Here is a 26,864-nt window from a genome sequence, read left to right as displayed (position 1 = left end):
CCCGTTAGTTTTTTATAATTTTTTGAATGGAGTTCCCTTTTTCAGTAGTCACTTTTAGCAAATACATCCCTGTAGCAAAATTTTCAGTATTTAAAGTGACTTCATTACTATTTTCTTGAGATTTTAGGACTGTTCTTCCGTTTAAATCTATGATTTCAAAGGATTGAATTATAGATTTTGAGCTGATGTTCAAAAATCTCTTTGTTGGATTTGGATAAATAACTAAGTTTTGTTCTTTATTGATCGTCTCATTTGATAATGTTACACAATTTAATTGAATCGGGATATTGGAACTGATATTGGTTCCATTTCCAAATTGACCAGCACCATTATAGCCCCAAGTCCAGAAAGTTCCATCGTTTTTTGAAGCAATGACGTGTGCATTTCCTACATAAATTTTATCCCAGTCGGTATCGGAATTTATTTGAGTTGGTATATTAGTATCAATGTTATTACCATTTCCTAATGTTCCAAGAGTATTATAACCCCAAGTCCAAATAGTCCCATTTGACTTTTTGGCAATAGTTGTGTAGTAAGCAGTTTCAACAAAAGTCCAATCGGTATCACTATTAATTGGAGCAGGAATACTTGTATTGGTATTTGTCCCATTTCCAAGATTTCCATAATTATTTAATCCCCACGAATCAATCCTTCCAGAAAATGCTCTCAAAGCCACACAATAATCATATCCAAGTGCGTAGCTTGATGTGTAATTAGTGCCACTAAGCATGGTGGGTTCTAAAACATTTGAAAAACTACTATTTCCTTGTTGTCCATTAACGCCCTCACCCCAAAGATAAAGCAATCCATTTGTTTTTCTTGCGGCTGAAAATGATCGTTTTGAAGCATCACAACTTTCCCAATTGGTATCGGTTCCTATTTTAACCGGAGTTATTTTGTCAACCGAAGTATTATCGCCTAATTGACCGAATAAATTGTTTCCCCACGCCCACAATGTTCCATCTGTTTTTATAGCTAATGTATGTAAAATACCTGTGGAGACTTTTTCCCAATGGGTATCAGAACCAACTTGTACTGGAAAATTTTTATCTGTAGTTGTACCATCGCCTATTTGTCCTGCATCATTCCTTCCCCAACCCCATAATGTTCCGTCTGTCTTTACAGCATGATTCGTGTTCCCATTTGAGCTGATGTATTGCCAATTGGTATCTGTTCCGACTTGGTTGGGGCTATTTTTATCTATATTAGTTCCGTCTCCTAATTCTCCATTAAGATTACTACCCCAAGCCCATAATGTACCGTCAGCTTTTATACCCATTGTATGCACCGCTCCAAGAGCAAAAGTTTGCCAACAGGATGTATTAGTTGCAGGAGTCGTAATAAATTCTGTTTGAAAAGTATTGGTTACAATGGCGGGATTGAAATCAAAATAAATATTGGCATGATTCGGAATTATATCGCCAATTGCAAATCCGGCATTGGGTTTCACTTCAAAAGTAATATATCCTTTTCCTGTTGTGGCAGAACTTGTCACCGATGGCGGAAGGTTTATTCCGTTAAATTTCCAAGAAAGGCTATTACCCGTTCTTTCTAAAGTGTAAGGGGCACTGGCATCAATCATTCTAACCGTAGTGGGATCAAGTTTTAAATCTAAATCATCATCTACTTTTATGTTTATGGCATTTCCTGTTCCTGTATTTTCAAAACGAATGGTATAAGTCAAATAATCGCTTGAGGCAAAAGACGAGAACTCTATTTTTTCTCCGTGACTTTCTAATTTATCATTTGGATCATAAGCGCCACGAATAACTTGGGTTACACTAGCATTATTATTGGATGGTTGAATATCCCCAGAAGGTAGCGTTATGGAAGCTGTATTGGTAACTAAATCACCCAGTGAAACCGTTGGAATTGTTGGGGTTTGAATAGTTACATAGAAATAACGTGTTTCATGACGAGCCAAATTGGTAAAAGTATAAGTAAAACCATTAGCTATAGGAGTCGAACCAGCCACTGGTAGCATGGAAACATTTGATCCATGATTAAATGTAATCGTTCCAGTTGGTATCGTACTCGTTCCATTATTTGTATATGTAATCATGTTGGTATAAGAAAATCCAGGTACAGGACCACGACCGGGATACATTGAAATCGCTAAATCATTAAAAGGAATTTCTGTTATTGGAAAATTATAAGTGGTAACTCCGGAGCCCGTTAATACCTGAACATTAGCATAATTCACTGTTACAGCAGCATAAACACTCGCAAAAGCGGGATTAATGGTATAAGTCAAATCATAAGTATTGGATGGATTTGTTTCGTAAATAGTAAACATTCCAGAAGGATTGGTAATGTTGTGAACGATTCCGTCGTGGTTGAACTCATAATGAAATTCTCCATAGGAAAGATTTGTTTCGCCAGCATCTTGAACATTATTGCCGTTTAAATCAACGAATGCATTCATTTTTATAGCATCTGTAATGCCTAATGACGTAGTAGCAATGGTCGAAAATAAAACTGGAAGCGACGAAGCATTTAAACCCGATAAAGTAATGTTTTTTATTACTGCACCAGCCATAATGTCTGCTAATGTTAATACGTAAGTGCCTGAAAATGTTGTTGAATCTGTTGCTCCTGAATTTAATACCGGTATCGCAACTCCTGAAACAGGAATAGAACTTTCTGAAACTAAAACATTGCTAAACGCCTCTGTACTTTGATTTGAAACAGTAAATTGATAATTAATGACATCACCAACATTTACAAAACCATCTGCATTATAATCATTATAGGTATCAGCAACTGCTAAAACCAAACTTGGCGACACATCAATAGTTACGGTTTCAGAGTCACAACTAGGAGTCTCCCCTGTGACGGGGTTGCCGAGTGTACATACTAGATATGTTATAAAATAAGTTCCAGCGGTAACAGTGCCATCCATAGTAATAGTACCATCAGCACCAAACGTAAAACCAGCAGGAAGAGAACCTGCACTAACAGTTACTGTAGCAGGAGTAGCAATGTTATTGTCTATATGATCATTCAAAAGAACATTCCCTACAGTAGTGGTTATACCACTTACAGCAGTAAAAAAATCAAAAGTCGCAATCATAGTGGGACTCATTTGTAGGTGTATGTATGCGGTGACACATTCTGATGGATTGGAAGCCCGACAAATGGTATATGGAATATCGGTAGACCCTGCATTTCCGCCTCCCCATAAAACATTCCCAGATGAATCAACTGTAGGATTAACGGAACCACAAGTGATAATTACATCTGATGGATTAGTTATTAAACTGCCATCTAAGGTATCATTGGCAAGAACATTTCCAAGTAAATACATAGTTGTTGGACCACCCAAATTGTCGTCAAGAGCATTAATTTGACTATAGGCAAAAGTCGAAAATAATGTAATCAATAAGACACAAAACTGTTTTGTGATTTTTTTCATAATTGAAAAATTGTTTAATTGAAGTTAGTTTTTAATGATCTTATAAACAGTATTGGTGGTCGCTGTAGCTATTTTCAACCAATAAATTCCATTAGAGAAACGTTCGATATTCAAGGAAACATTCGGCGCATTTTCTTTGGAAGAAAGCATCATTCTCCCATTGAAATCAAAAAGTTCCACTTGCTTTATGATACTGTTTGCTTTAATATTCACCCTATTTGTTGTTGGATTTGGATATACCGAAAACCCATCAATACGCAACTGATTGACCGCCAAAAGCGGGACAAATTCCGAAGTCCAAGTATTGGTGACAATCGCCGGATTGAAATCGAAATAAATATTGGCTGTATTTGGAATAATGTCTCCAATGGCAAATCCAGGTTTTGGTTTTACTTGAAAAACAACATAACCTTTTCCGGTATCTGTTCCTGAAATTGACGGGGGCAAATCGATGGCTTCAAATTTAAAATTGAGGTTGCTTCCCACTCGATCTAAAACATAAGCATGACTGGCATCGATTACTTTGATCGACGATTCGTCTAATTGTGCATCTAAAACATCATTCACTCTAACATTCACAGCATTAGCAGTTCCTGTATTTTCGAACTGAATGGTATACGTGAAGTAATCATCCGATGTGAAACTGGAACGCAAAATATCGTGACCATGGCTTTCTACTTTGTCATTTGGATCATAAGAACCTACAATGGTTTGGGTTAGATGGCTCGTATTATCCAATGGATGAATGTCGGCAGCAGTAGGAATAATGGAAGCTGAATTGGCCACTAAATCGCCTAAAGCTACCGTAGGAATGGTAGGCACTTGCATCGTAACATTGATATATCTTGATTCAAAAGGCAATAAATTTGTGAAGTCATAAGTGAAATTAGTTGCCGTTGAAGTCGTTGCTGTGGGTGCTGTAGATAGTATTGAAACTGCAGCACCACAATTGAAACTTACGGTTCCAGAAGGAATAATTTGGTTGCTAAAATTGGTGTATTTGATTCTGTTGGCATAAGTAAAACCCGGTCTTGGCGGTGCTCCGTAACCCATTAATGAAACGCTTAAATCATTAAATAATGTTCCTGCAATGATAGGAAAGTTATACGTTGTAATTCCGGAACCAGCACCTACAGTGACACTCGAATAGGCAGCAGTAGTTATATAATAAGTAGCAAAAACAGGATCTAAAGTATAGCTCAGATTGTATGTGGTAGTCGGATTTGACTCGTATAAATAATGGTAACCAGAACTCGAGGCAATATGATGTATGATACCGTCAGCGTTGATTTCATAATTAAATTGCCCCATATTTAAGTTGACCTCACCGACATCCTGAACACCATTATTATTGGTATCAAAAAACGCATTGAATTTGATACCATTGCTAATACTCAAACTATTCGACGCCGTTGCAGTAGCATTAGAAATTCCGAAAGAAGTTGTCCCGGATGCTGTGGCCGTTTTATTAATGATAGCACCAAGATTAATATCATTTTGTGTAATGAGGTATCGGCTTGTAAAAGTCGTATTATCGGTAGCGCCTGCGTTGAAAACCGCAATTGGACTGCCTAAAATTCCACCTGTAGGTGAAGTAACATCAACACTATTAATGGCTGATGTGCTGATATTATTTAAAGAATATTGGTAATCAATTACATCGCCAACACTAGTATACCCGTCTGCGTTATAATCATTATAAGTACCTGCAATATTGAATGTCATTTCTGGTGTAACATGAATGATTACGGTCGCATTATTAAAATACGGACATGCAGGGCTGGTGGAATTGTAAAGCATCGTATAGGTTCCTTCCGGAGTTCCTGAAGCAATCGTAATGGTGCCATCGCCATTCATGATAAAACCAGGATAAGTTGTAGGAAAAGTAACGACTGCACCAAAAGCAGGAAATCCACCGGCGACATAATCGTTATTTGAAACGCTCATTGTTGTACTTCCTCCAGAATAATCATAAAACTCATCTGCATTCACGAGAATAGGCGGATCAAAATAGACGTTTAATGTGGCTACGTTGGAAGTACCCCCTAAATCATCAGAAAAGGTATAGTCGATTAAATTCGGCCCTAAGCCAGGCCCAGACCAAGTAACTTCACCCGTAGGATCTGCGGTAAATACAATTCCATTGACGATGACCGTCGACTGAACTCCTGCTAAGGATTGGTCTAAATCTAGTGAAGTTGGAACGATATTCCCAACGAGAGTATAATCATTGCTTAATGGATGTGCAGAAGTAAAGCCTCCTCCCATTGGACAAACTAAAACATTGTCATAGTTCGCGGTTTGAGCTTGCAAAAAAGATGTGATCATTAATGCAAATAAAATTTTTAAGGTAGTTTTTTTCATCATTATAGTTTTTTGTTAATGTTTTTTATTTGATATTATAATTGGTTTCTAAATTAATATTGTCAAGCTATTTTTTTATGATTTTTTGAATGCTAGTTCCTGTCTCTGAAATCACTTTCAATAAATAAATGCCAACCGAAAAACGTTCGATATTCAAAGAAACATTTGCAGTATTTTCTGTTGAAGAAAAGATCATCCTGCCATTGAAGTCATAAATTTCTATTTGTTTTATAGCAGCGCTTGCTTTAATACTTAAGATGCCATGGGTTGGATTTGGAAAAACAGTGGTCGTGGTTTCTGCGCTGATTTGATCAACGTTCAACGTAGCACAATTGACCATCATCGGCGATAATTGATCGGTGTGGGTACCGTCGCCCAATTGTCCGAAATTATTCATTCCCCAAACCCACAGGCTTCCATCGGTTTTCATCGCCGCCGAATGACTGTATTTTGCTTCAATTTTCACCCAATTGGTGTCGGTTCCAATTTGAACAGGGCTGTTTCTATCGGTGGTCGTGCCATCGCCCAACCTGCCTGCGTTATTGCCCCAAGCCCATAAAGTACCGTCGTTCTTGATGGCAAGCCTGTGGAAATATCCCGCCGAAATTAAAGCCCAATCGGAATCGGTTCCGACCTGAATCGGGATGTTGTTTGTTGTTGAACCATTGCCTAATTGCCCGGAGGTATTGATGCCCCAAATCCACATTGTACCGTCATTAAGGAGTCCCATAGCATATTGGCTGCTTACTGAAACTGCTTTCCATTGGTTGAAACTCGCCGCAGTTCCTGTGGGTATCGGACTGTTGGTCGAGGTTGTGTTTCCGTTGGCCAATTGGCCACTGCCATTCCAGCCCCAAGCCCACAAAGTGCCTGTAGATTTTACAGCCATCGAATGCGCATCACCCACAGAAACGGATTTCCAATTGGTATCGGGTGAAATTTGAACGGGTGTAGGTTGAATGATATTGGTTCCATTGCCTACATTGCCGTTATAGTTGTATCCCCAGGCCCAAAGCGTATTATTGTTTTTAATCGCACACGAATTTCCATACAAAGCAGATGCGAATTTCCAATCAGAATCGATTCCGATTTGCACCGGACTGTTTCGGTCTGTGGTGGTGCCGTCACCCAATTGACTGTATTGGTTCCAACCCCAAGCCCATAAAGTGCCATTGTTTTTGATGGCAAGTGTGTGATCGTCGCCCACGGCTATAAATTTCCAATCCGTATCAGTTCCGACTTGCACAGGATAACTCGAATCGGTCGTATTGCCTATTCCTAAACTTCCCAATCCATTATTTCCCCATGACCATAACGTTCCGTCAGTTTTGATCGCTGAAGTATGATAATCGCCTATAGAAACAGATTGCCAGCAGGGCGCTGGCCCGGTAACCTGAATGGTGGCGACAGCTACATCACAATTGATAAAACTCGTCACCTCACATATTTGATAAGTTAAGGTATAAATTCCGGCAGGCGTTCCGGGAAATACGGTGACGACACCGGTAATGTTATTGAGGAAAAGGTTTGGACTTGAAGCCAAAACAAAAGAAACCAAAACATTGGCCGGGGTAACCGGATTTCCGTTGAGACTGTCATTGGCTAAAACTGACGGAGTACTCGATCCGAATTCACCGTTCGCAGGAAAAACATCATCCTGCGCGTTAAGAATACCAGCCGCGTAAAAATAGACATTGGCCGAATAACAATTGCCCGGATTCGCTGTTTCGCATAATTGATACGTGACAATCAGCACGCCCGACGAAATTCCGGGATACAAGATCCAACCATTGGAATCAATGGTAAAATTCGGATCTGCGCTGGTATACGAAATAGTTACATCAGAGGGTGAGATCGGTTGTCCGTTTAAGGTGTCGTTCCAAAGAATATTGCCCGACGCACCGAGGGTATAAACCGAATCATTGTTGGCGATCAGCTGGCCGTATGTGGTGTTAAAAAAGCAACTCATCAAAAAAAACAGCAGGGTTGAATTGCAATATTTTTGGATCTTCGTCATTTTGTTTAGCGTTTGATAGTTGTTTTAGGGTTCGAATAAAACGTTAATGCAGTACAACATACAGAAAATTAACGGGTTTGAATTAAAAGCAATTCCATTATTTACAAAATCAGAAAATAAAACCTAAAAAGTAAGTTTATCTCTACAGGTATAAATGTCGAAAATCCAGAATCCGTGCAGTGTTCAATATTGTCAATGCATGCGCCTTAGCGAAGTTAAGATCAAACAAAAGCGGTTGCAACTCATCGTGCCTGAGGGTTTGCAACCGCCAATGATACTATTATCTTTTAATCACACGCAAGGTTTGGATGCGTTCCCTTTGGGTTACAATAACATTATAAATTCCTGAAGCATAGTTTTTCCCAAATTCCATAGCTTCAATAGCAGCAGCAGGAACTTGATGCGATTCGATTAATCTTCCCATCATATCGTAAATTTTAATCTCTAAAGCATGGTCACTTTCACTAGTGATATCGAGATTAAAATTATCCGAATACGGATTCGGATAAGCTGTGGCTTTGAAATCCGTAGCGTCGCCTGATTCTGTTTGTCTTGAAAACGAAGGCGATGTTCTAATCACACACGCCGGACCATATAAATCTTGGCCGCCGGGAGTTTGCCACGCTCCATTCAATTCTATTTGAACACTAACCGTATAAGTAGCATTGGGTGCCCTTGCAATTAAAGGAACAAAATTTCCGTTTCTTAAGTTAAAACTAGTGGGTCCGGGAGCGGGCAATGTCAGGTAACTCACGCTCCCATTCTGATCAACCACTTTAACGCGGTATGCTGTTACCGCAAAACAAGGCATACTTCCCACCGGATTGATAAAGAAACTAGTCCAGCTCGATGAAATGGTTGCACCGCAAGACGAAGGAACCAACGAAGTTGTAATTCCAAGTGGCGTAGTGATGTTACACGCTGGTCCGTAAGCTTGCCAAAACCCATTGACTTTTCTGGCTACGCGAACCGAATAGGTCGTATTGAAAGCAACGCATGGGAAATTATACATCGTGCATTTGTTGAGCTGCGCCGGAAGTGAAGTATCAAAAGTCCGAACAAAAGGAGGAGCAGAAATTTCAAAGCGATAATTGGTAGGAACGCCAGCTGCGGTGGTAGCGAAAATGGTGTCCCAAAGCGACGTTAAAGTAATGCCGCATTGTGAAGGAATCACCTGAACTGTTGGCGTAAACTCATCAATCGTACCGCTACAGTTATCATCAATGCCGTTTCCTGGAACTTCTACATGGTTTGGATTTACATCCGCGTTGGAATCATTACAATCTGTGTTATTGCTGACATAACCTGTTGGTCTCGTACATGCCAATGTCGAAAGCAATGGGTTACCATAAGCATCATTGTCATTGTCCAAATACCATACTGAAGCCGCAGTCACCGCAATAGTCATTGTAGTAGTTGTTGTTGCACATTGGCTTGCTGTAGGTGTAAAAGTATAGGTTGTCGTAGCAGTATTATTGAATGCAGGCGACCAGGTTCCTACAATACCATTGTTAGAAGTTGTTGGCAATGGCGATACCGTAATGTTTGAACAAATTGGTGCAATGGGCGTGAAGATTGGCGTACCTGAAGGATTAACTGTAATCGTCATTGTTCTTGGGGACGCACAATAATCCGCATTTGGTGTGAAGGTATAAGTTGTGGTTACCGTATTATTGAATGCGGGTGACCAACTTCCTACAATGCCGTTGAGCGATGTGTTTGGCGGTGGAACTAAGGCATCTCCGGAACAAATAGGATCTACTGGGAAAAAGAAGATACTTTCTACGGGAAGAACCGTAATGCTCATAGTTGTTGTGGCAGCACACTGTCCAGTATTTGGTGTAAATGTATATAAGGTTGTCGTAAAATTAAATGGCGGTGTCGTATTGTCAAATGCCGGTGACCAAGTTCCTGTAACACCATTGAGCGATGTAGCAGGCAAAGGTGATGTTGTCACCAAAGAGCAAACGGGCGCGATTGCGGTAAATGTAGGTGTTACAGTCGGGGCTACCCTGATTATCATTGAAGCATTGGTAGCACATTGACCAACATTTGGTGTAAAGGTATAAGTGGTAGATGCCGTATTGTTGATTGCGGGCGACCACGTTCCGGTTATTCCATTGAGCGATGTCGTCGGCAATGGTGATATGGTGGCGCCTAAACAAATCCGCGCAACTGGAGTGAAAACAGGCGTTACTGAAGGATTCACGGTAATCGTCAAAGTCCTGGTTAAAGCGCAGTAACCTGCATCAGGTGTAAACGTATAGACGGTTGTTACCGTATTATTGAATGCCGGCGACCAGCTTCCGGGAATACCATTGAGTGAAGTGCTTGGCGGAGGAATTAATACATCGCCGGAACAAATCGGATTTATTGGAGTAAACAGCGGAGTATCGAATACCGTGCACGGAAGAGCACAAGACGCGCAGTTTAAAGAATAGGACGCAGTATTGTCCTTAATCCAGTTTGTGTTGGCATTCGCCGCACTGACGTTATTGACTTTGATGCAAGTCAAATTAGGATTTTGCTGGCATCTGACCGTGGCTAAAACAGGCGTATTGGTCAAATCTAACTTAGTCAATTGATTGAAAGAGCAAACTAACGACGCAAAACGAGGCAATCCACTGACACTCAAACATGTCAAATTATTTTCGAAACAAGATAAGGTATCCAAGTTATTTAATCCGCTTACATCTAAACTTGTCAATAGGTTATTAGAACAATCAATATTGGTCACACTATTTGAACCTGTTACCGTCAAACTGGTCAATTGATTATTGAAACATCTTAAGGCAAACAAACTGTTAAGTCCACCAGCATTCAAAGTTGTAATCTGGTTGCTGTTACAATCCAAATAAACCAAATTGTTTAAACCGTTTACATTCAAAGTGGTGATTTGATTGTTGTTGCAACTCAACTGTTGCAGGCTGTTCAACCCGCTTAGATTCAAACCAACCATTTGATTGTTGAAGCAATACAGATAGATCAGATTGGCCAATCCGCTTAGGTTTAGATTCGCGATTTGATTGTCATAACATCTCAAATCAACTAAAGCAGCAAAATCTTGAATACCCGTCAAATCTGAAATTGATTGGTTGTGGACATCTAAAAAAGTAATACCGCTGATATTAGTAGTGAGTACGGAACCATTAGTGGGTCCTGCATCATAACCCAAATTAATAAGCGCTTGCTCAAAATTCGGGTCGGGAATTATAGTAAATTGGGCGTAACTATTCAACCCAAACAATAGGATTAAATAAAATAATAGTTTTGTTTTCATACGTCTGAATTTTAGTTCTCCTTACTCTATTTAGGCTTTTCAGGTTCGACCATACTACAAATTGTACTTCAAAAGCACCTTACAAAACTGCAAACAAGCTGAGAATCAATCGACGAGGAATCAACTGAAATGGCACTGCGGATTCAGCGGAAAAAAATACCGTCGTTTAACGGTGCGCAATATGTTTTATGAACTATCCTAAAAAAATAGTCATTGATGTTCCTTTGTTAAAATTAAGTCATACATTTATTAATTCTGACTTTCAAAACAAACCCATAAAAACAAAACAAATGACCACGAAAAAAAACACTCCGAAATCCGAAACGAATAAAAAACAAACCACAACACCAAAGAAAAAGGCCGCTGTAAAAAAGACGTCGACTATCAAAAAAGTCACTGCAACACAACAAACCAAAGGCCTTGCCGCTAAAGTTTCAGCACCTGTTTTCACCTTACCCACCAACCATGTCATCGCTAAAAACGAGGGATCTAGAATGATCATTGCACTCGAAGACGCTAAAAAAACGAACAGTTTCGACATTCCTTTAGCGGTCAATTTCAACAAAAATATATTTGAAAGCTTTTTACAGCTTGAGCATTGCGAAGGCATACGAATCTATTTCGGACTTGAAACCGAGACCAATCTGTTGACCCCAATTATCACTGGAATTGACATTGATGGCAACGATATTTACCTATCATCGAAGTCTGATGCTAATCTGTATGTTGGCGATATGGGGCAAGCTTGTCCTTTATATGATGCGAGTAAAATTCAACTGCCCTAGCAAATGACCTTATCAGATGCCACCAACGCCATTAAATATTTTGAGTTACTGACCTGCATTGTTGCTTTTTTTAATTACAAAAAACTCAAAGGAACCTGCTGGCAATACTTCCCATTTTTTTTAATGGCGGTATTTTTAATGGAATGTGTTGGGTATTATTTATCGGAAATTAAAGATTACAAGAGTAATGTGCTTTTGTATAAATACGTCGTAATTCCGTTTACGTTCTATTTTAATGTCTATATTTTTAAAAATATCCTTTCTAAAAAAGCACATTATTTTTTAATGATTGGAAGCCTCATTTTTACATTGAGCTTACTTTTAGAATCTACATGGTTGGCCAGTTATCATACCTTTTTTGCTTCGCTTAGTTTAAGCATTGCCAATCTTTTTATATTGATGTATGTGCTGGTTTATTATGCTGAATTGGTTGACTCAGAAGAACTCATCGAATTTCATCGCTCGATTTCGTTTTGGTTCGCCACCGGAGTGTTGGTCTTCTATTTAGGATGCCTGCCCTATTTTGGATTGTATAATATCTTAGCGGAAAAATATTTTAAAACGATCTTTATACCGTATACCTGGATTTTTGTCATCCTAAATTATATCATGTATACACTTTTTTCAATCGGATTGGCATGGAGCAAAAAGAAATAATCATTTTTATAGTTATTGTCTCTATAGCCATCGCAATATTTATTTTGGCCATCATACTATTTGTTATTTTTTATCGCAGGAAAGTAATGTTGCAAAAAAGCGACTATCAGAAAATGAAATTATCCCACCAAAGAGCGCTCCTATCGACCCAAATCGAGATGCAACAACAAACCATGCAGCATATCGGCCGTGAAATCCATGACAATATCGGACAACAACTCACCTTAGCCAGTCTTTACACACAGCAATTGGCCTACGAAAACAAAGCGCCGCAAATCAGTGAAAGTATCGAAAACATCAGCAATATCATCAACAATTCGTTGGCAGAATTGAGACAACTCTCCAAAACGCTGACCGACGATTCAATCGCACAAAAAAGCATTGCGGCCTTACTTCAGACAGAATGTGAAAAAGTCAATGGTTTCAAAAAATGTCAATTTCATTACAATGCCGCGGCCAAACAACTTGCGCTTTCGTATGAAGTGAAAAGCATCTTAATAAGGATTGTTCAGGAATTTTTACAGAACAGCATCAAACATTCCGACTGCAAAACCATCACAGTGGCTTTAAACAAAACAGATTCTCAGATTGAACTTCATCTCAAAGACGACGGAAAAGGTTTCGACACCAAAACCATCAGCAACGGAATTGGGCTAAACAACATGAAGAAAAGAGCAGAAATCATCGGCGGGATTTATACTTTGGAAAGCAATCACGAAGGCACAAACCTAACCATTCAAATTCCTTTGTAGTATGAAATATAGCGTAGTAATCGTAGACGACCACATTCTCATCGCCAAAGCGATCACGAGCATTATCGCGAACTTTAGTGCTTTCGAGGTTTTATATGAATGTGAAAACGGAAAGGAATTGCAGGAGAGATTCAAAAACCCTAAAAACATCCCCAATATTGTTTTATTGGATATCAGTATGCCGGTGATGGATGGTTTTGAAACCGCGAAATGGTTAAAGTCAAACCATCCCGAAACGCTCATTATGGCTTTGAGCATGCAGGACGATGAGCAAAGTCTGATCAAAATGATTAAAAATGGCGCAAAAGGCTACTTGCTCAAAAACGTCTATCCGACCGAATTGGAACGCGCCCTGAACGCTCTAATAAAAAACGGTTCCTATTATCCCGAATGGGTTGCGAGCAAAGTGTTCGCAAGCCTGGCCGATGAAGCGCCTGCGAATTTCAAAACCTTTGGCATTACCGAGCGCGAGAAGGAATTCCTGCAATACACCGTAACCGAAATGAACTACAAGGAAATTTCAGATAAAATGTGCTGCAGCCCACGAACCGTCGAAGGTTATCGCGACAGCCTGTTCGAAAAACTTGAACTCAAAACCAGAGTAGGTTTGGCAGTTTATGCGATTCGGAACGGGTTGGCTTAAAAATTACTAATCATCACCCGAGCCGCAGCCAAACAATTTGGAGCGTAGCGGAAAAATTATCAATTAATCAATTAATAACTATTCCTCGTACCGCTTCACTTCGCGGTCGTAAAACGCATTCGCTTGCTCAATCAAACCTTCCATTTCGGCGTTAAGTTCACTTTCGTCGAGGTCTTAGGCTTCTTTCTGTTGTTGAAGATTTCCGACGCCAGCGATGGTATTGCGGATGTTTGGAAGACGATTTTACAATTTCTGAACCGGTATTTTAAAAACTCCTGATCGCCCTGATCTTGAAATTCGTTTCCGATTTGTTTGAGATGCCCGGCGTAATTCCGTTTACGAATTTGGCCTGTGACGCATTGAGTTGTGAGGAACTCCAGTAATTTCCTTGTGGGAAATAATTCAATTGACCAATCAAAATCAATTCTGCTTCGGACGGCAGGTACCAATCGCTTTTTCCATTAAGCACTAGATCATTACAAATTTTAGCAGCATGATTCCCGGCACAACCTGAAACAATGGCATTCGTATTCGCCAGACCTGTTCCTTGTGTTGTGTTTGTTCCTGTGATGTTTGTTCCTTCGCACCCCCAAATTCCAAAGCCTTGATCGGTTGTGGCCGCAATGAGTCCGCTTGTTCCTGCTGCATTGAGCCAAATGATGATGCCGCCATCAAAATTCTGGCCTACTACATGCGGTGTTGCCGGTCCGGTTGTAAAAGTAACCTGATTTCCATAGAGGATTTCAGGGCAATTTCCATCGTAACCAAATCTTGCGTAGGCTCTAGCATAATAAGTCGTATTGGCTGTGAGGTTTTGTATATCTAAATCATAAGTGTTTCCGAATGTCGATGAAGAGACATCGGTATCATCAGTTAACCTTGTCGGATTCGGACTCAACCCATAACAAATACCCGAGGTCACATTATCGATATTGTTTCCAATCGTTACGGCATTCAGCTTTGCTGTACCTGAAGTAATATTGGTAACCGCATTGGTTGTAATCGAAGTGACTTTCGGAGGTGTCGCAAAGGTAATCTGGTTTCCATAAACCGTTGTACCATCACATAATCTTATATAAGCCCGTGCATAATATATGGTTTGTGGAGATAAGTTTGACAATCGATAAAAATCTGCACTCGAATAGGGAAGATAACCGTTGGTGTCAAAAAGTTGAGGATTGGCGGTCAAACCAAAACAAATCCCTGTGGTGTTGTAGCATTTTGCATCTGTGCTGTTCACCGTCGGAAGCGGAAGATCCGTAAAACAACTGTGTACTTCTCCGTTGAAATTGGTGGTAACCACCGGATTTATTGCAGCCGGCGTGGTGAAAGTTACTTGTGCGCCATATGTAGTTCCAACGCAATTTTGAACAAATGCCCTCACATAATAAGTGGTGCCCGGAATCAGGCAATTCATCTGGGCAGAAAAATTATTGGTGATACTAGTGCCTATATTGTCGTCAATGCCAAGTGTTGGGTTTGGATTTCTACCATAACAAAAACCTATACTGTTGATATCATTTCCTGTATTGGTGGTATAATTTCCATTGAATGTTACCGAACAAGCATTGAGTCCTGTCACCGCTGTAGTCGTAACTACTGTTGTGTTTGGTTTTGTCGTAAAACTGATTTGGTTTCCATAAGTTGTGGTCGCACAGGTTGTCGCATAGGCTCTGGCATAATAAACCGTATTCGGAAGTAAATTACTTAAAGTGTAACTGCTTCCGTTATCAGTACCTAAACTATTATTGACCGTTGGATTTTGTGTGGTTGCGAAACAAACTCCCTGAGATTGCACTGCTGATATATTACTCGAGGTCACAGTCAATCCGACATTCGCCGAACATGTTTGAATAGCTGTAGCTACCATAGTCGTAACGGTTGTCGTGATATTTTGAGTGGTGAAACTCAATTGATTTCCGTAATAGGTCCCTGTAGCGTTTTCAGCAAAAGCCCTGTAATAAAAAAGCGTATTGGGATTCGTCGTGAATAATTGTACCGTAAAAGGCGTGCCTCCATTGGAGCTTGCAACATTATTGAGTGTCGTCGGATTCGGAGAGGTACCAAAAACAACGCCCGAGCTTGTTACCGCTGATCCGTTTTCTGTAATAATCGTTCCTCCCGAACTGGCATAACAACCTAAAATATCCGTAGCAACAGTAGTCGAAAGCTGGACGATGCCACTCATGGTCGTAAAGGTCAGTTCATTTCCATAAGCCGTTCCTGCAATCGTCGTTGAAAAAGCCCTGACGTAATAAGTCGTGCTTACATTCAAACCTGTAAGATCTCCCGAGAATGTACCCAAGCCAGTTCCAAAAGTAACCACCGAATTCGAAACCGTCGGGTTGGTTGTCGTGGCGTAACAGAATCCGCGGGTGATGACCAATTCGCCATTGCCATTGGCGACATTCCCTTCAATGGTAGCCTGTTGCGCAAGTACATTCGACACATTATTGGTTGATACGCTTGACAAAGTACCCGATGTTTGTCCGTTTGACCACTCCGGGATATTGGTTGGCGTTACCTTTAAAACTTGCCCAGGTTGCCCGATGGATAAAAGCACCCATGAAGTCCCATTCCAATATTTGATGTCGCCGACCGCGTTACCATTGGCTTCCCCATTGCCGCTTTTCTGCGCATACAAAGCAAAAGGAACACTCAACAATTGGTTTGTTCCCGCAATGGTATAATTCGTGCCGCCCGCAGGATCGGTTTCTGTCTTGATATAAAACGGTCCGTTGGCCCAATTGATCGTCGAAAAATTTCCAAAAACCACAGCTCCGCTACCGATTTCAAGACTTACCAATCCATTGGCATTTGTGGTTGGCGTCTGCGTTTCCGTATAAACCGAACTGCCCGAAGGCGAGCCTTGTAAGATACTGATCCGCATGCCGATATTCGTTGAAGCCAAAAGCGCATTGCTGCTGTTTCTTATCACGGCCTGATAGCTCATTTTTTGCGGCGCTTGTGCGATAGTGAGTGCGGAAATCAAAAGAAAGAAAACGTAAGTAATGACTTTTTTCATGGATTATTTTTTTACTATTTGAAAGGTTTTTATGTTTCTGTTTCCATCAAAAACATACACGAAATAATTTGAGGAAGGTCTGTTCCCCATCGAAATGAAGGTTTCATCTGCCGTTATTTTTGCCTCAAGCAGCAAACGTCCGTTAAGATCAAAAAGTTTGTACGAAAGATTGTCGATACTATAATTGATGCTTTTGAGCACCAAAACATCAGCCGTCGGATTCGGATAGGCGACAAAAGCCAGATTGATGTCAAGGAATGCATCGTTGCCCAATACAGAAATCTCAAAAGGTTGCTGTACGCCTTGCGCCACGGAAATCGTACCGCCAATCGAAGTCGTATAATCAATCTGACCCACGGAATAGCTTACAGAACCGCTTGCAGATTGCGCATTGCCACCGGCAGCCACAACGTTTTGTTGGGAAAAGGTTTCATTTTGCGCCAAAACAATGCAGAAAAACAAAAGCAGTTTTAATTTCATAAAAATATATTTACTTCGGCATCATTCCTCGTAACGCTTCACTTCGCGGTCGTAAAACTCGTTCGCTTGTTCGATCAAACCTTCCATTTCTGCGTTGAGTTCGCTTTCGTCGAGGTCTTCGGCTTCTTCTAAAAATTCCACTTCATCGTCTTTGAGGTTGATGATGAATCTTGGATAATCCAAGTGAATGATGAAGATATCTTCAGGAAAATCGGTGTTGTCACCGAGGAGAAATTTTGGTAATTCCATTTTAGTGTGGATTTGGTTATTCGGTTATTCGGTTATTTGATGATTCGGAGCCGGGAACCTGCTATTCACTCCCAATCTTTAGTTCTGAGCGCCAGAACTAAAGGATTTCCGTTACTATCAGGGCTAGGCATTCGGTTTCAAATGACCGAATCTATCTTAATTTATTTATCTGATAAAATCACCGGCGCGCTTTTTCCATTCATAAAAATGATTTTGGAATTCGGTGAAGCCGCGAGTTCTTTCTGTGCTTTAATCTGTTCGTATTGCAATTGTTTGTCCGACAATCCGGTTGAAATGATTCTTTGGTAATCCGCGATACCTTGCGCTTCTACCCTTTTGCGTTCGGCTTCCTGTTTTTCTTTTTGAAGCACGAAAGTCATTTTCTGCGCGTCTTGCTCGGCATTAATTTTACTTTCAATCGAGGCTTTCACAGAAGTCGGCAGATTGATGTTCCGAATCAATAATTGCTCTAAAATCAAACCTCTGGATTTGAAATCCGCTTCAATTGTTTTGAAAATACGTTGCTGAAATTCATTCCTTTTGGTCGAATATAAAGCCACCGCATCGTAATAAACAGCGTTGTCACGGATACGCGTTCTGGTCACCGGACGCACAATCTTATCGGTATAATTCACGCCGATTTGTTTGAAAATTTTCGGTGCGGCTTCTGGAGAAACGCGATACAAAACCGTCAAATCTATGACTACTTCCAATCCATCATTGGATAAAACACGAATCGCATCATCGCCTTGTTTGGCGCCTTCTTCATGAATCGCCGACATCGTATAATTTTGCGTCTGAATGTCAAAATCCGTAATATCCAATAACGGATTGATCAAATGCAAACCGCTTTCCAAAACGTCCGGTTGCACGCTACCGTAAAGCGATTTTACACCAACATTTCCAGCATCAATCTGCTTGAACATTGAAGAGAAAAGGCCCAAAACGATAATAAAAAAACCTACCTTTTTTAAGATAGGCGAAAATTTTGCGACGGGACTGTTGTTGCTGATGCCAAAACTGGCGATCAATAAAATACTTCCGATAATAATGAATAGTATCATTTTAAGAGTTTTAATGTGGTGTTTTTACGGAAGAATGTTGCTTTAGTTACATTTCACTTGAAACTTTATTCTGCGTGATTTTCGCGCACCAGTTTTTTCGTTAATCCCGCAAAGCGAATATACAGAAATGAAGCAGCGGCGGTGAGTCCGGCGAGCAAACCAATCCAGATTCCTGTTGCTTTGAGTTCAGTATACAATCCGAGATAAATCGAGATGGGAAAACCAATGATCCAATACGCTACAAACGTGATGTACATAGGAATCTTCACATCCTGTAATCCTCGAAGCGCCCCTAAAACGACAACCTGAATGCCATCCGAAATTTGAAAAACAGCGGCAACAATCAATAATTGAGACGCAATCAAAATCACTTCCGCATTGTCAATCGCAAGGTCGGAATTGCTCATATTGAGGAACAGATGCGGCAGGAAATTGTGCAGTAAGATGAACAAAACCGCGAAAATCGTCTCGACAATAATGGTCAGCAGAAATATCGAACGCGCGACGATAATTAAATTCTTATAATCATTGAGCCCTTTTTGGTTGCTCACGCGGATCATCGCGGTGACGTTAAGTCCCATCGCAAACATGAAAGTCGTGGTGGCTAAAGTTAAAGCAATCTGATTCGCGGCCTGGCTTGTTTTGCCAATCGAACCCGAAAGCCAAATCGCTGCGGTGAACAAAGTCACTTCGAACAGCATTTGCATCGCCGAAGGAAAACCAAGATTGATAATCTTTTTGAGCGCCGTTTTTTTAATTTCACGGAAACTGAACTTCGAGAAGTACGCGCCAAGATCTTTATTGTATTTCAAAAGGTAATGCATAAAAACGACCATCATTATTCTCGAAATCACGGTACCCAAAGCCGCGCCAACGACGCCTAATTTTGGGAAAAACCAAACGCCATAAATTAAAACGTAATTGAAAAACACATGCACGATGTTCGTCAGGAAAATCGCGTACATCGAATATTTGGTCAACGATAAACCGTCAGCGAATTGTTTGTAACCTTGGTAAACAATCACCGGAATCAACGAAAAAGCGACCCAGTCAATATAAGGTGCAGCCAATTTCACAACCGCTTCAGGCTGGTGCATCAGCAACATCAAAGGTTTGGCTAGTACAATCATCGAAAACAACGAAAGCCCGAGAATCGTGCATAAAAGCAAACCGTGGTGGAACGTCTCGCGGATTTTTTTAATATCATTTTCGGCATCGGCTTCCGCAATAATCGGCGTAATCGCTGTGGAAAATCCAATACCAATCGACATTCCGATGAAGATAAAACTATTTCCCAAAGAAACCGCCGCCAATTCAGTCGATCCGAGGTTCCCAACCATGATGTTATCGACGATACCAATCAGCGTGTGGCCGAGCATTCCTAAAATCACAGGATAAGCAAGTTTGATGTTGTATGAGAATTCTTTCGTGTATTGCGCTAAATTCAAAGTGTAACTTTTTTGGCAAAAGTAAGTCAGATAAAACTTTTATTATAAAATAATTTTTTAAATAAAGGTTCCGCATTAAATTTACACCCTAAACTAACACACATGAAAAAAATTTTACTTCTATTGCTTCTGTTTGCATTTTGCGATACAGAAGCACAATTGCTGTTTCAGGATGATTTTTCACCCTATACCGTAGATCAGGAATTAAGCGGCCAGGGCCCGTGGTCTAACAGTCCTATTGCTCCGAATGTTGGTATTGGAGCCTGTTTGCCTTTGAGTGCAGGGCAACCGTGTAGCGGTGCCAAAGTAGTTGCTCAACCTTTGAGCTACTTAAATTATGGCACAGCTTCCAAGAGCATTGTCATCGCTTCGGTTCAGGATGGTGTTGCCAGAGCGATAAACCCCGTAGTGACCAATGGTGATTTATATGTCGGGATGGTGTTGAAACTTTCTTCGGCTCCATTGAGTAGTGCTTCCCCGGTAGACTTTCTGCGAATCATCAACAGCGACCCAACTCAGGTGGCTTTTAGAATGCTGGTCGTAGATGCTGGTTTCGGATACAACATTGGCATCAGAAAAGGAGCATCGGCTAATGCCACAGCATACAGTTCCAACCTTTGCAATTATGGAGATGATGTGCTGGTCATCCTTAAATATTCTAACCTGGATGGCGCGAATGATGATGTCGTCAGTGTTTTTGTGAATCCGGATTACAACTCCGGTGAACCTTTGACACCTTCAGCTACCACTGCCGCTGGATTTGATCAAAATGGCGCCATCGATCGATTGGCTTTTCGTTTAAATTATAATGTTGCAGCCTCAATGCCTACAGGTTATGCTGGGTTAGTAAGCGTTTCAACGACTTGGGAGGGATTAAGCTTTGACCCGTTAAGCGTTAATCAATTTGAAGCAAATCCTATCAAAGTTAGTAGCTTTTTAGACCGTGGCATGTTGCAGATTAGTTCGGCTAACACCTCGACCAATGCTCAGCTTAAAGTATATTCAGCAACAGGAAGTCTGCTCGAAAATACGATACAAACCATTCCTTCGGGCCATTCTCAAATCGCTTTGCAATCTAAATTAGAGACTGGTTTATACTTTATTCAAATTACCGAAGAAACCGGAAAGAAACATCTTTTTAAAATCATCTCTAAATAAACAAAAAAAACAAAAAAACTAACAAAAACAATTACACATGAAAACTAAACTAATCCTCGTAGCACTACTTACAACAGCATTCGCAAGTGCTCAAAATATTTTTCAGGATGACTTTGCCGCTTATTTTACAGGAACCGACTTAAATAACCAAGGCACTTGGTCTAATAATTCATCCAACCCGGGAGGTTTGGGAGCTGCTATCGGTGCGATTCCTAATAATGCCGATGTTTTGGCTACACCAGTATCCTATCCTGATTATGGGTCAAGCATCAACTCCATAAAAATCAGCCCAGACTCAGACGGTTGCGGAACTGCTTTTCCGGCAGTAACTTCAGGTGATCTTTATGTTGGATTTGTCTTAAATCTGAGCAACGCACAAGCCAACAACAACAGCGATTTCTTTAGAGTCCTGAGCGGCGGTAACTTTAATACTACTTTCCGTTTGTATGCTACACCTGCTCCTGGTGCTTTTTTCTTGGGCGTTAGTAAAGGATCTAACGGAAACCAAATCAACTTTACTTCAAACGCCTTGGGCTATAATCAAGATCATTTAATCATTGTGAAGTATACACAAGGTTCTGGAACGAATGACGATTTAATTTCTGTTTATATTGATCCTGCATTCGCCGGCGGTGAACCTGGCACTGCTACGATTACTAACAATGTTGGGCTAGACCAAGCTGGTAACCTAGACCGCTTGTCTTTCAGACAAAACTGGACGAACGGGATGCCTACAGGAAATGCTGGTTTATTAAGCTTAGCATTAACTTGGGCTGACTTAGGTTTTTCACTAGGAACAGAGCAGTTCAATTCTAATACTATTGCGATCTCAGGTAATGAAGCCAAAAACGGGCAACTATCAATTACTTCAAATGTTGCGATGGACAATGCTTCACTGAAAATTATCGCACTCAATGGCGCGGTGATTGACAGTAAAATCATTACCATTGAAGCTACCCAGAACAATATCAATATCAATCCATTGCATACTTCTGGAATTTATATCGTAGAGCTTACAAGTCAGAACGGAAAACGCTTTACCCAAAAAATCAGCGTGAACTAATCTTCAAAAAAAAATTAAAAGTCATCCTTTCAGTACTATCTGATCGGATGACTTTTTTTATGCCTGCTATTGATGTGAATTATAAAAGAAAACCCAAGAATTATAAAACCCGTCAGCAATCAAATCGAGTAATTTTGACCATGAATCAAGATGTTAAACTCACTCACTTATGAATCTTACAACATGCTGACAACAAAAAAATTAAAAACACTAATGCTGCTTCTGGTTCTTTTTATGGGCAACCATACGATCAAGGCTCAGGAAGCAAAAACTGAAAATTACGACCAAGGCTTCCGTTTAGGATTTGGCATCAATGGCGGTTATGTATTTCAGGAACCTTATCATTTTTCGTATGGCGGCGATATCCGTTTGCAGTACGACCTTTCCAAAAGATATTCGATTACTTTAACCAGCGGCTATACCAATCTTACGATCAGTGGCAATGACAACGATTTGGCTTTCATTCCTGTGAAAGCAGGCTACAAAACCTTCGTCTGGGAAAACAAATTCTACGCGATGGGCGAAATTGGTGCCGCATTCGGAACGACCGACACCTACCGAAAAACCTCAGTTACCCTTTCTCCGAGTGTGGGCTATATCTGTGGCGATTTGCTCGATATCAGTCTGCGTTATGAAAGCTATGCCGATTTTCCAAACCTAAAAGACAACGGTTCAATCGGTGACGGAATCGGACTCATTGCTGTACGACTGGCCTATGGTTTCAGGCTTTAAAAACAAGTTACTTACTTAATTCTTTTATATATTGCGCTTTGCGTCTTTGTGAGAAATTGTCATCTCTTACAAAGGCGCAAAGTTTTTTTTAGCAATGTTTACTTTAATTGTTCCCTAAAATAAGCCATGGCTTCCTTGACTTTATCATCAAGTTCGGGTTCTTTGATATCCGTGTGCTTCTGCATTTCTTCCCAAATGATTTTGGCCACGATATACCGCGCCATTTCTTTGTCATCGGCGGGAATGACATACCAAGGTGCATGCGGTTTCGAAGTAGCATTAATTGCCTTTTCATAACAACCGATATAATCGTCCCAACGTTCGCGTTCCTTCAAATCGCCGGGTGAGAATTTCCAGTTGTGATCCGCTTCATCGAGTCGTCTTAGCAATCTTTCGCGTTGTTCTTCTTTGCTTAAATGCAGGTAAAATTTCATCACGATGGTTCCATTCTGCGCGATATGCTTTTCAAAATTATTGATCTGCTCCATACGTTGTTCCCAGAATTCGGGCGTAATGTCTTCGACTTTCTCAATGCCCGGCAAATTTTCATTCAAGATATATTCCGGATGCACGCGCGTCACCAAAACATTCTCGTAATGCGTGCGGTTGAAGATCGCAAACTTCCCTTTTTCAGGTAAAGCAAGATAATGGCGCCACAAATAATCGTGTTCGAGTTCCGTCGAATTTGGTGTTTTGAAACTATGTACGACAATCCCACGCGGATTCAGTTCCTTAAAAACCTCACGGATCAGACTGTCTTTGCCCGAAGTGTCCATGCCTTGCAGACAAATCAGCACGCCGTAACGGTTGTGCGCGTACATCACGTCCTGAAATTTGCTGAGCTTGAGTTGCACTTTATCTAATTTTTCTTCTTTATCGTCATCGCTGGCAACCACATCAAGCTTTGTCGGAATTTCCGAAAGCCGGATTGCTTGCGTTACTTTAAAATCATCAGGATTAATTGATTCCATAATTGGGCATTTATTTAAGTAAATATAATTATTTTTAGGAGCTATTTCCGGCTGTACGATACAATCTTTAGCGGCGAACACCGCCACTAAAGGATTTCCACTACCATCCGGGCTAGGACAACGTCATCAAAACCAACACTATGCAAAAATTCACGCTCGAAATCCTGCTCAAAATCATCGGCTTCGGTTCGGCTTCCGGACTGATTTATAACGACAATTTTATTTACATCGTTTCCGACAACAGCACTTTTCTGTACCATCACGATATCGCGGAAAACAAAACCTCCAAAATAAAACTGTTCGACAACAGCCAGGAAAACCTCAAGAAAAAAGAAAAATCCGACTTCGAATCGGTCATGCAAAAAGACAAGAAAATCTATTTGTTCGGCTCGGGTTCCAAACCCAAAAGACAAAGGCTCGCGATTTACGATCCCAAAAAAGGCACCACTACCGAAACGAATTTAGCGCCAATTTACGACGCGTTCCGAAAAGCCGTACAATTACCAAAAGAAGAACTCAACATCGAAGGCGTCGTCTTTTATGACAACCAATGGATTTTCTTCCAGCGCGGCAATGGCAAACTCGGGAAAAACGGTTTATTCATCCTTAAAGGAAAAAAACTCGAAGCGAGCCAAGACGTTACCTTCATAGAAATCAAGCTTCCGAATCTAAAAAACGTAGCGGCCACCTTCACCGATGCCGTTTTGGTCAAAGACAAAATTTACTTTCTGGCCGCCGCCGAAGATTCAAATTCAACTTACAAAGACGGCGAGCTCGTCGGAAGCCTTATCGGTTGCCTCGACGCCAAAAAGCTTACCGTCGATTTTACGCAAACCATCACGGCAACTCAAAAATTTGAAGGCTTGACTTTATACAAAAACGCAAAAGACAGCATTGAATTTTTGCTTTGCGAAGACAACGATACCGAAACGCCGGAATCGACGATCTATAAATTGGTGCTCCAAAAATAGCTTTAAAAAACCAGACGAATCGTAGTTCCAATATCAGGTTCGCTTACTATAATAAATCCGCAGTTGATTTTTTCCGTAAGGCTCTTCACAAGTTGCAATCCCATGCCGATGCCGATTTCGTTGTTCGTTCCTCTGCGTGAAATGTTGGTGTTTGTCAGGATTTCTTCCATCATTTGAGGCGTCATGCCGATGCCGTTGTCGCTGATCTGCAGTTCGTTTTCATGCAGTTTGATGGCTATGGTTCCCTTATTGGGTGTGAATTTTATCGCATTCGAAATGATGTTCCGGATGATAATCGTCACGAGTTCGGGGTCGGAAACTACAGTTTGCGCGCTTTCGATTTGCACTTTGATAGCGATTTTTTTTGATTCGTGCGTCGCCTTATGGATTTCAAGCACATTGCTAATGATGTTTTTGAAATCGATGGCCTCGCTTTTTTGCTGCATCGTATTGAAATTGAGTTTGGCCCAACGCAACGTGCGGTCTAATAATTCCAAAACCTGCACCGACTGGTCATTAATCTGATGCATCATCGTCGTGAATTCATAATTGGTGAGCTCCGTATTGGCCGCCATCGATGAAATCGCCATGAGGTTCGCTACAGGACTTCTGAGATCATGCCCAAGAATCGACAACATTCGGTCGTTGTTTCTGTTGATGTTGCGCAGTTCTTCCTGCAAAATCACTTCTTTATCCACATCGACAAAAGCTACGACATGAATCTTGCTAATCACAGATGCCTTGATTTCATACCAGCGTTTATGCCCGTTTTTACAAGTTACCTGCGATTTCATCTTGACAAAAACCTTATGCTCGTTTTGCGCGTCAATCTCGGCTTGGTTCCAATTGCTGATGACCTGATTTCTGTAGGTTTCATCGGGATAGCCTTTTTCGTACCAAGTGTCAATCGTCGGAATTTCATCGAGTGAATATCCAATCTCCTCAAGGAATTTTTCGTTGAGATAAGTGTTCAGGTGCGTATCGCCAAAGTCTTCGGCAATGATGAATGGGTAAGGCAAAAAATCGGCTACCTTTTGTAAGTCGGTTCTGGAAATCTTCAAATCGCTCGCTGCTGTAAACATCCTTTCTGATTTTAAATCACAAGGTAAGGCTTTCTGAAGCGTTCGGTTTTTTTTTTGTGATTTTGAAAGGACAGATTTGTGACGGGCTTACAATTCTTTGGTAAACACTCCGTTTCCGGTATCCGTAAATCCCAATTTCTTGAGGTAATTGAAGTAATTCTGGTTGTTGCCTTCGGCTTTGACGGTCTTAAATCCTGCCTCTATGAATTTGCTTCGGAGCGTAAAATAAACATACTTTCCGTTCTTAAAATCCTTGTATTCTGGCAATACGTAATCGAGTTCGACATTGAGGATCGTTCCGTTTTCGCGATTGGCGAGAAACAATCCGGCAATCGACATGTTTCTCAGAATGAAAAAACTAACAGTATTCTCGTTCGGTTCAAATGAAAATCCAGGGCAATAGTTTTCAATTCTCGCCTGGTGGAACTTTAAGAAAAGTGGTAAGTATTTGCTGTTCGCATTGATTTCGAGGATTTCAAATTCTTCCTTTTTGGAATACACTTTCACCAAATAATAAACATCAACCAGAACAATAATACCGTTCAGAATTCCGACCGGAATGGCACCGATCAGAAAGCCGTAAATCGAAAAAAGTAACGCGCCGATGAGGTTAATCCAACGAAATTTGACAATCGAATTCATCATCATCGAAACCACAATGATTACTGATGCCGCGTAGCCAATCCAAGGTAAAATATCAGTCATGAT

20 protein-coding genes are annotated in these 26,864 nt (G+C 40.7%); 8 read left to right on the top strand and 12 right to left on the bottom strand.

Going from position 1 to position 26,864, the window contains the following annotated elements:
- Positions 1 to 4 precede the first annotated feature (4 nt).
- From Q0058_RS13170 to Q0058_RS13155, 4 genes are all read right to left on the bottom strand, one after another.
- Positions 5 to 3,415, bottom strand: a complete 3,411-nt coding sequence (locus Q0058_RS13170) for a T9SS type A sorting domain-containing protein (protein WP_298224692.1) — start codon at positions 3,413 to 3,415, stop codon at positions 5 to 7.
- 24 nt (positions 3,416 to 3,439) lie between these two features.
- Positions 3,440 to 5,743, bottom strand: coding sequence for a T9SS type A sorting domain-containing protein (locus Q0058_RS13165; RefSeq protein WP_298224691.1), 2,304 nt, complete (start codon positions 5,741 to 5,743; stop codon positions 3,440 to 3,442).
- A gap of 103 nt (positions 5,744 to 5,846) precedes the next feature.
- Positions 5,847 to 7,796 carry a T9SS type A sorting domain-containing protein gene (locus Q0058_RS13160; RefSeq protein ID WP_298224689.1) on the bottom strand — a complete coding sequence of 650 codons (1,950 nt, stop codon included), beginning with the start codon at positions 7,794 to 7,796 and terminating at the stop codon, positions 5,847 to 5,849.
- 280 nt (positions 7,797 to 8,076) lie between these two features.
- Complete coding sequence (locus tag Q0058_RS13155) at positions 8,077 to 11,076, bottom strand: T9SS type A sorting domain-containing protein (RefSeq protein ID WP_298224688.1); 3,000 nt, start codon at positions 11,074 to 11,076, stop codon at positions 8,077 to 8,079.
- Positions 11,077 to 11,366: 290 nt separating this feature from the next.
- Here Q0058_RS13155 and Q0058_RS13150 point away from each other — a divergent pair, with 290 nt between their 5' ends.
- The 4 genes from Q0058_RS13150 to Q0058_RS13135 all read left to right on the top strand — a co-directional run bounded on the left by Q0058_RS13150 (position 11,367) and on the right by Q0058_RS13135 (position 13,913).
- Positions 11,367 to 11,861 carry a hypothetical protein gene (locus Q0058_RS13150; RefSeq protein ID WP_298224686.1) on the top strand — a complete coding sequence of 165 codons (495 nt, stop codon included), beginning with the start codon at positions 11,367 to 11,369 and terminating at the stop codon, positions 11,859 to 11,861.
- Positions 11,862 to 11,864: 3 nt separating this feature from the next.
- Positions 11,865 to 12,518, top strand: a complete 654-nt coding sequence (locus Q0058_RS13145) for a hypothetical protein (protein ID WP_298224684.1) — start codon at positions 11,865 to 11,867, stop codon at positions 12,516 to 12,518.
- 113 nt (positions 12,519 to 12,631) lie between these two features.
- Complete coding sequence (locus Q0058_RS13140; RefSeq protein WP_298224682.1) at positions 12,632 to 13,270, top strand: ATP-binding protein; 639 nt, start codon at positions 12,632 to 12,634, stop codon at positions 13,268 to 13,270.
- Between the two features lies 1 nt (position 13,271).
- Entirely contained in the window at positions 13,272 to 13,913 is a 642-nt protein-coding gene (locus Q0058_RS13135; protein ID WP_298224680.1) for a response regulator transcription factor, read from the top strand.
- A gap of 265 nt (positions 13,914 to 14,178) precedes the next feature.
- On the opposite strand, the gene Q0058_RS13130 is transcribed toward Q0058_RS13135, so the two are convergent.
- The 5 genes from Q0058_RS13130 to Q0058_RS13110 form a co-directional block, all read right to left on the bottom strand.
- Positions 14,179 to 16,938 (bottom strand): hypothetical protein, encoded by a 2,760-nt coding sequence (locus Q0058_RS13130; protein ID WP_298224678.1) that lies wholly within the window; start codon positions 16,936 to 16,938, stop codon positions 14,179 to 14,181.
- A 3-nt stretch (positions 16,939 to 16,941) separates the two neighbouring features.
- A complete protein-coding gene (locus Q0058_RS13125; RefSeq protein ID WP_298224676.1) occupies positions 16,942 to 17,418 on the bottom strand; it encodes a T9SS type A sorting domain-containing protein in 477 nt (158 codons plus the stop codon).
- 21 nt (positions 17,419 to 17,439) lie between these two features.
- Positions 17,440 to 17,667, bottom strand: coding sequence for a hypothetical protein (locus tag Q0058_RS13120; RefSeq protein WP_298224674.1), 228 nt, complete (start codon positions 17,665 to 17,667; stop codon positions 17,440 to 17,442).
- A 161-nt stretch (positions 17,668 to 17,828) separates the two neighbouring features.
- The gene (locus Q0058_RS13115; RefSeq protein ID WP_298224672.1) at positions 17,829 to 18,731 is read right to left on the bottom strand and encodes a prohibitin family protein; all 903 of its coding nucleotides are present in this window, start codon (positions 18,729 to 18,731) and stop codon (positions 17,829 to 17,831) included.
- Positions 18,732 to 18,796: 65 nt separating this feature from the next.
- Entirely contained in the window at positions 18,797 to 20,179 is a 1,383-nt protein-coding gene (locus Q0058_RS13110; protein WP_298224670.1) for an MATE family efflux transporter, read from the bottom strand.
- A 102-nt stretch (positions 20,180 to 20,281) separates the two neighbouring features.
- On the opposite strand from Q0058_RS13110, the gene Q0058_RS13105 reads away from it, so the two are divergent.
- From Q0058_RS13105 to Q0058_RS13095, 3 genes are all read left to right on the top strand, one after another.
- Entirely contained in the window at positions 20,282 to 21,337 is a 1,056-nt protein-coding gene (locus Q0058_RS13105) for a T9SS type A sorting domain-containing protein (protein ID WP_298224668.1), read from the top strand.
- Positions 21,338 to 21,374: 37 nt separating this feature from the next.
- The gene (locus tag Q0058_RS13100; RefSeq protein ID WP_298224666.1) at positions 21,375 to 22,400 is read left to right on the top strand and encodes a T9SS type A sorting domain-containing protein; all 1,026 of its coding nucleotides are present in this window, start codon (positions 21,375 to 21,377) and stop codon (positions 22,398 to 22,400) included.
- A 213-nt stretch (positions 22,401 to 22,613) separates the two neighbouring features.
- Entirely contained in the window at positions 22,614 to 23,132 is a 519-nt protein-coding gene (locus Q0058_RS13095; RefSeq protein WP_298224665.1) for a hypothetical protein, read from the top strand.
- Positions 23,133 to 23,230: 98 nt separating this feature from the next.
- Here Q0058_RS13095 and Q0058_RS13090 read toward each other — a convergent pair whose 3' ends face one another.
- A complete protein-coding gene (locus Q0058_RS13090) occupies positions 23,231 to 24,103 on the bottom strand; it encodes a PPK2 family polyphosphate kinase (protein ID WP_298224663.1) in 873 nt (290 codons plus the stop codon).
- Positions 24,104 to 24,243: 140 nt separating this feature from the next.
- Between Q0058_RS13090 and Q0058_RS13085 the strand changes: the two genes are divergently transcribed.
- Positions 24,244 to 25,074: a hypothetical protein gene (locus Q0058_RS13085; protein WP_298224660.1), complete on the top strand. Its 831-nt coding sequence runs from the start codon at positions 24,244 to 24,246 to the stop codon at positions 25,072 to 25,074.
- Positions 25,075 to 25,076: 2 nt separating this feature from the next.
- On the opposite strand, the gene Q0058_RS13080 is transcribed toward Q0058_RS13085, so the two are convergent.
- Positions 25,077 to 26,156 carry a PAS domain-containing sensor histidine kinase gene (locus Q0058_RS13080; protein ID WP_298224658.1) on the bottom strand — a complete coding sequence of 360 codons (1,080 nt, stop codon included), beginning with the start codon at positions 26,154 to 26,156 and terminating at the stop codon, positions 25,077 to 25,079.
- Positions 26,157 to 26,243: 87 nt separating this feature from the next.
- Positions 26,244 to 26,861 carry a hypothetical protein gene (locus Q0058_RS13075; RefSeq protein ID WP_298224656.1) on the bottom strand — a complete coding sequence of 206 codons (618 nt, stop codon included), beginning with the start codon at positions 26,859 to 26,861 and terminating at the stop codon, positions 26,244 to 26,246.
- Positions 26,862 to 26,864: the final 3 nt, after the last annotated feature.

It is taken from the genome of Flavobacterium sp., from assembly GCF_027484705.1.
Classification (GTDB): Bacteria; Bacteroidota; Bacteroidia; order Flavobacteriales; family Flavobacteriaceae; genus Flavobacterium.
This window is presented reverse-complemented; position numbering and strand designations above follow the sequence as displayed.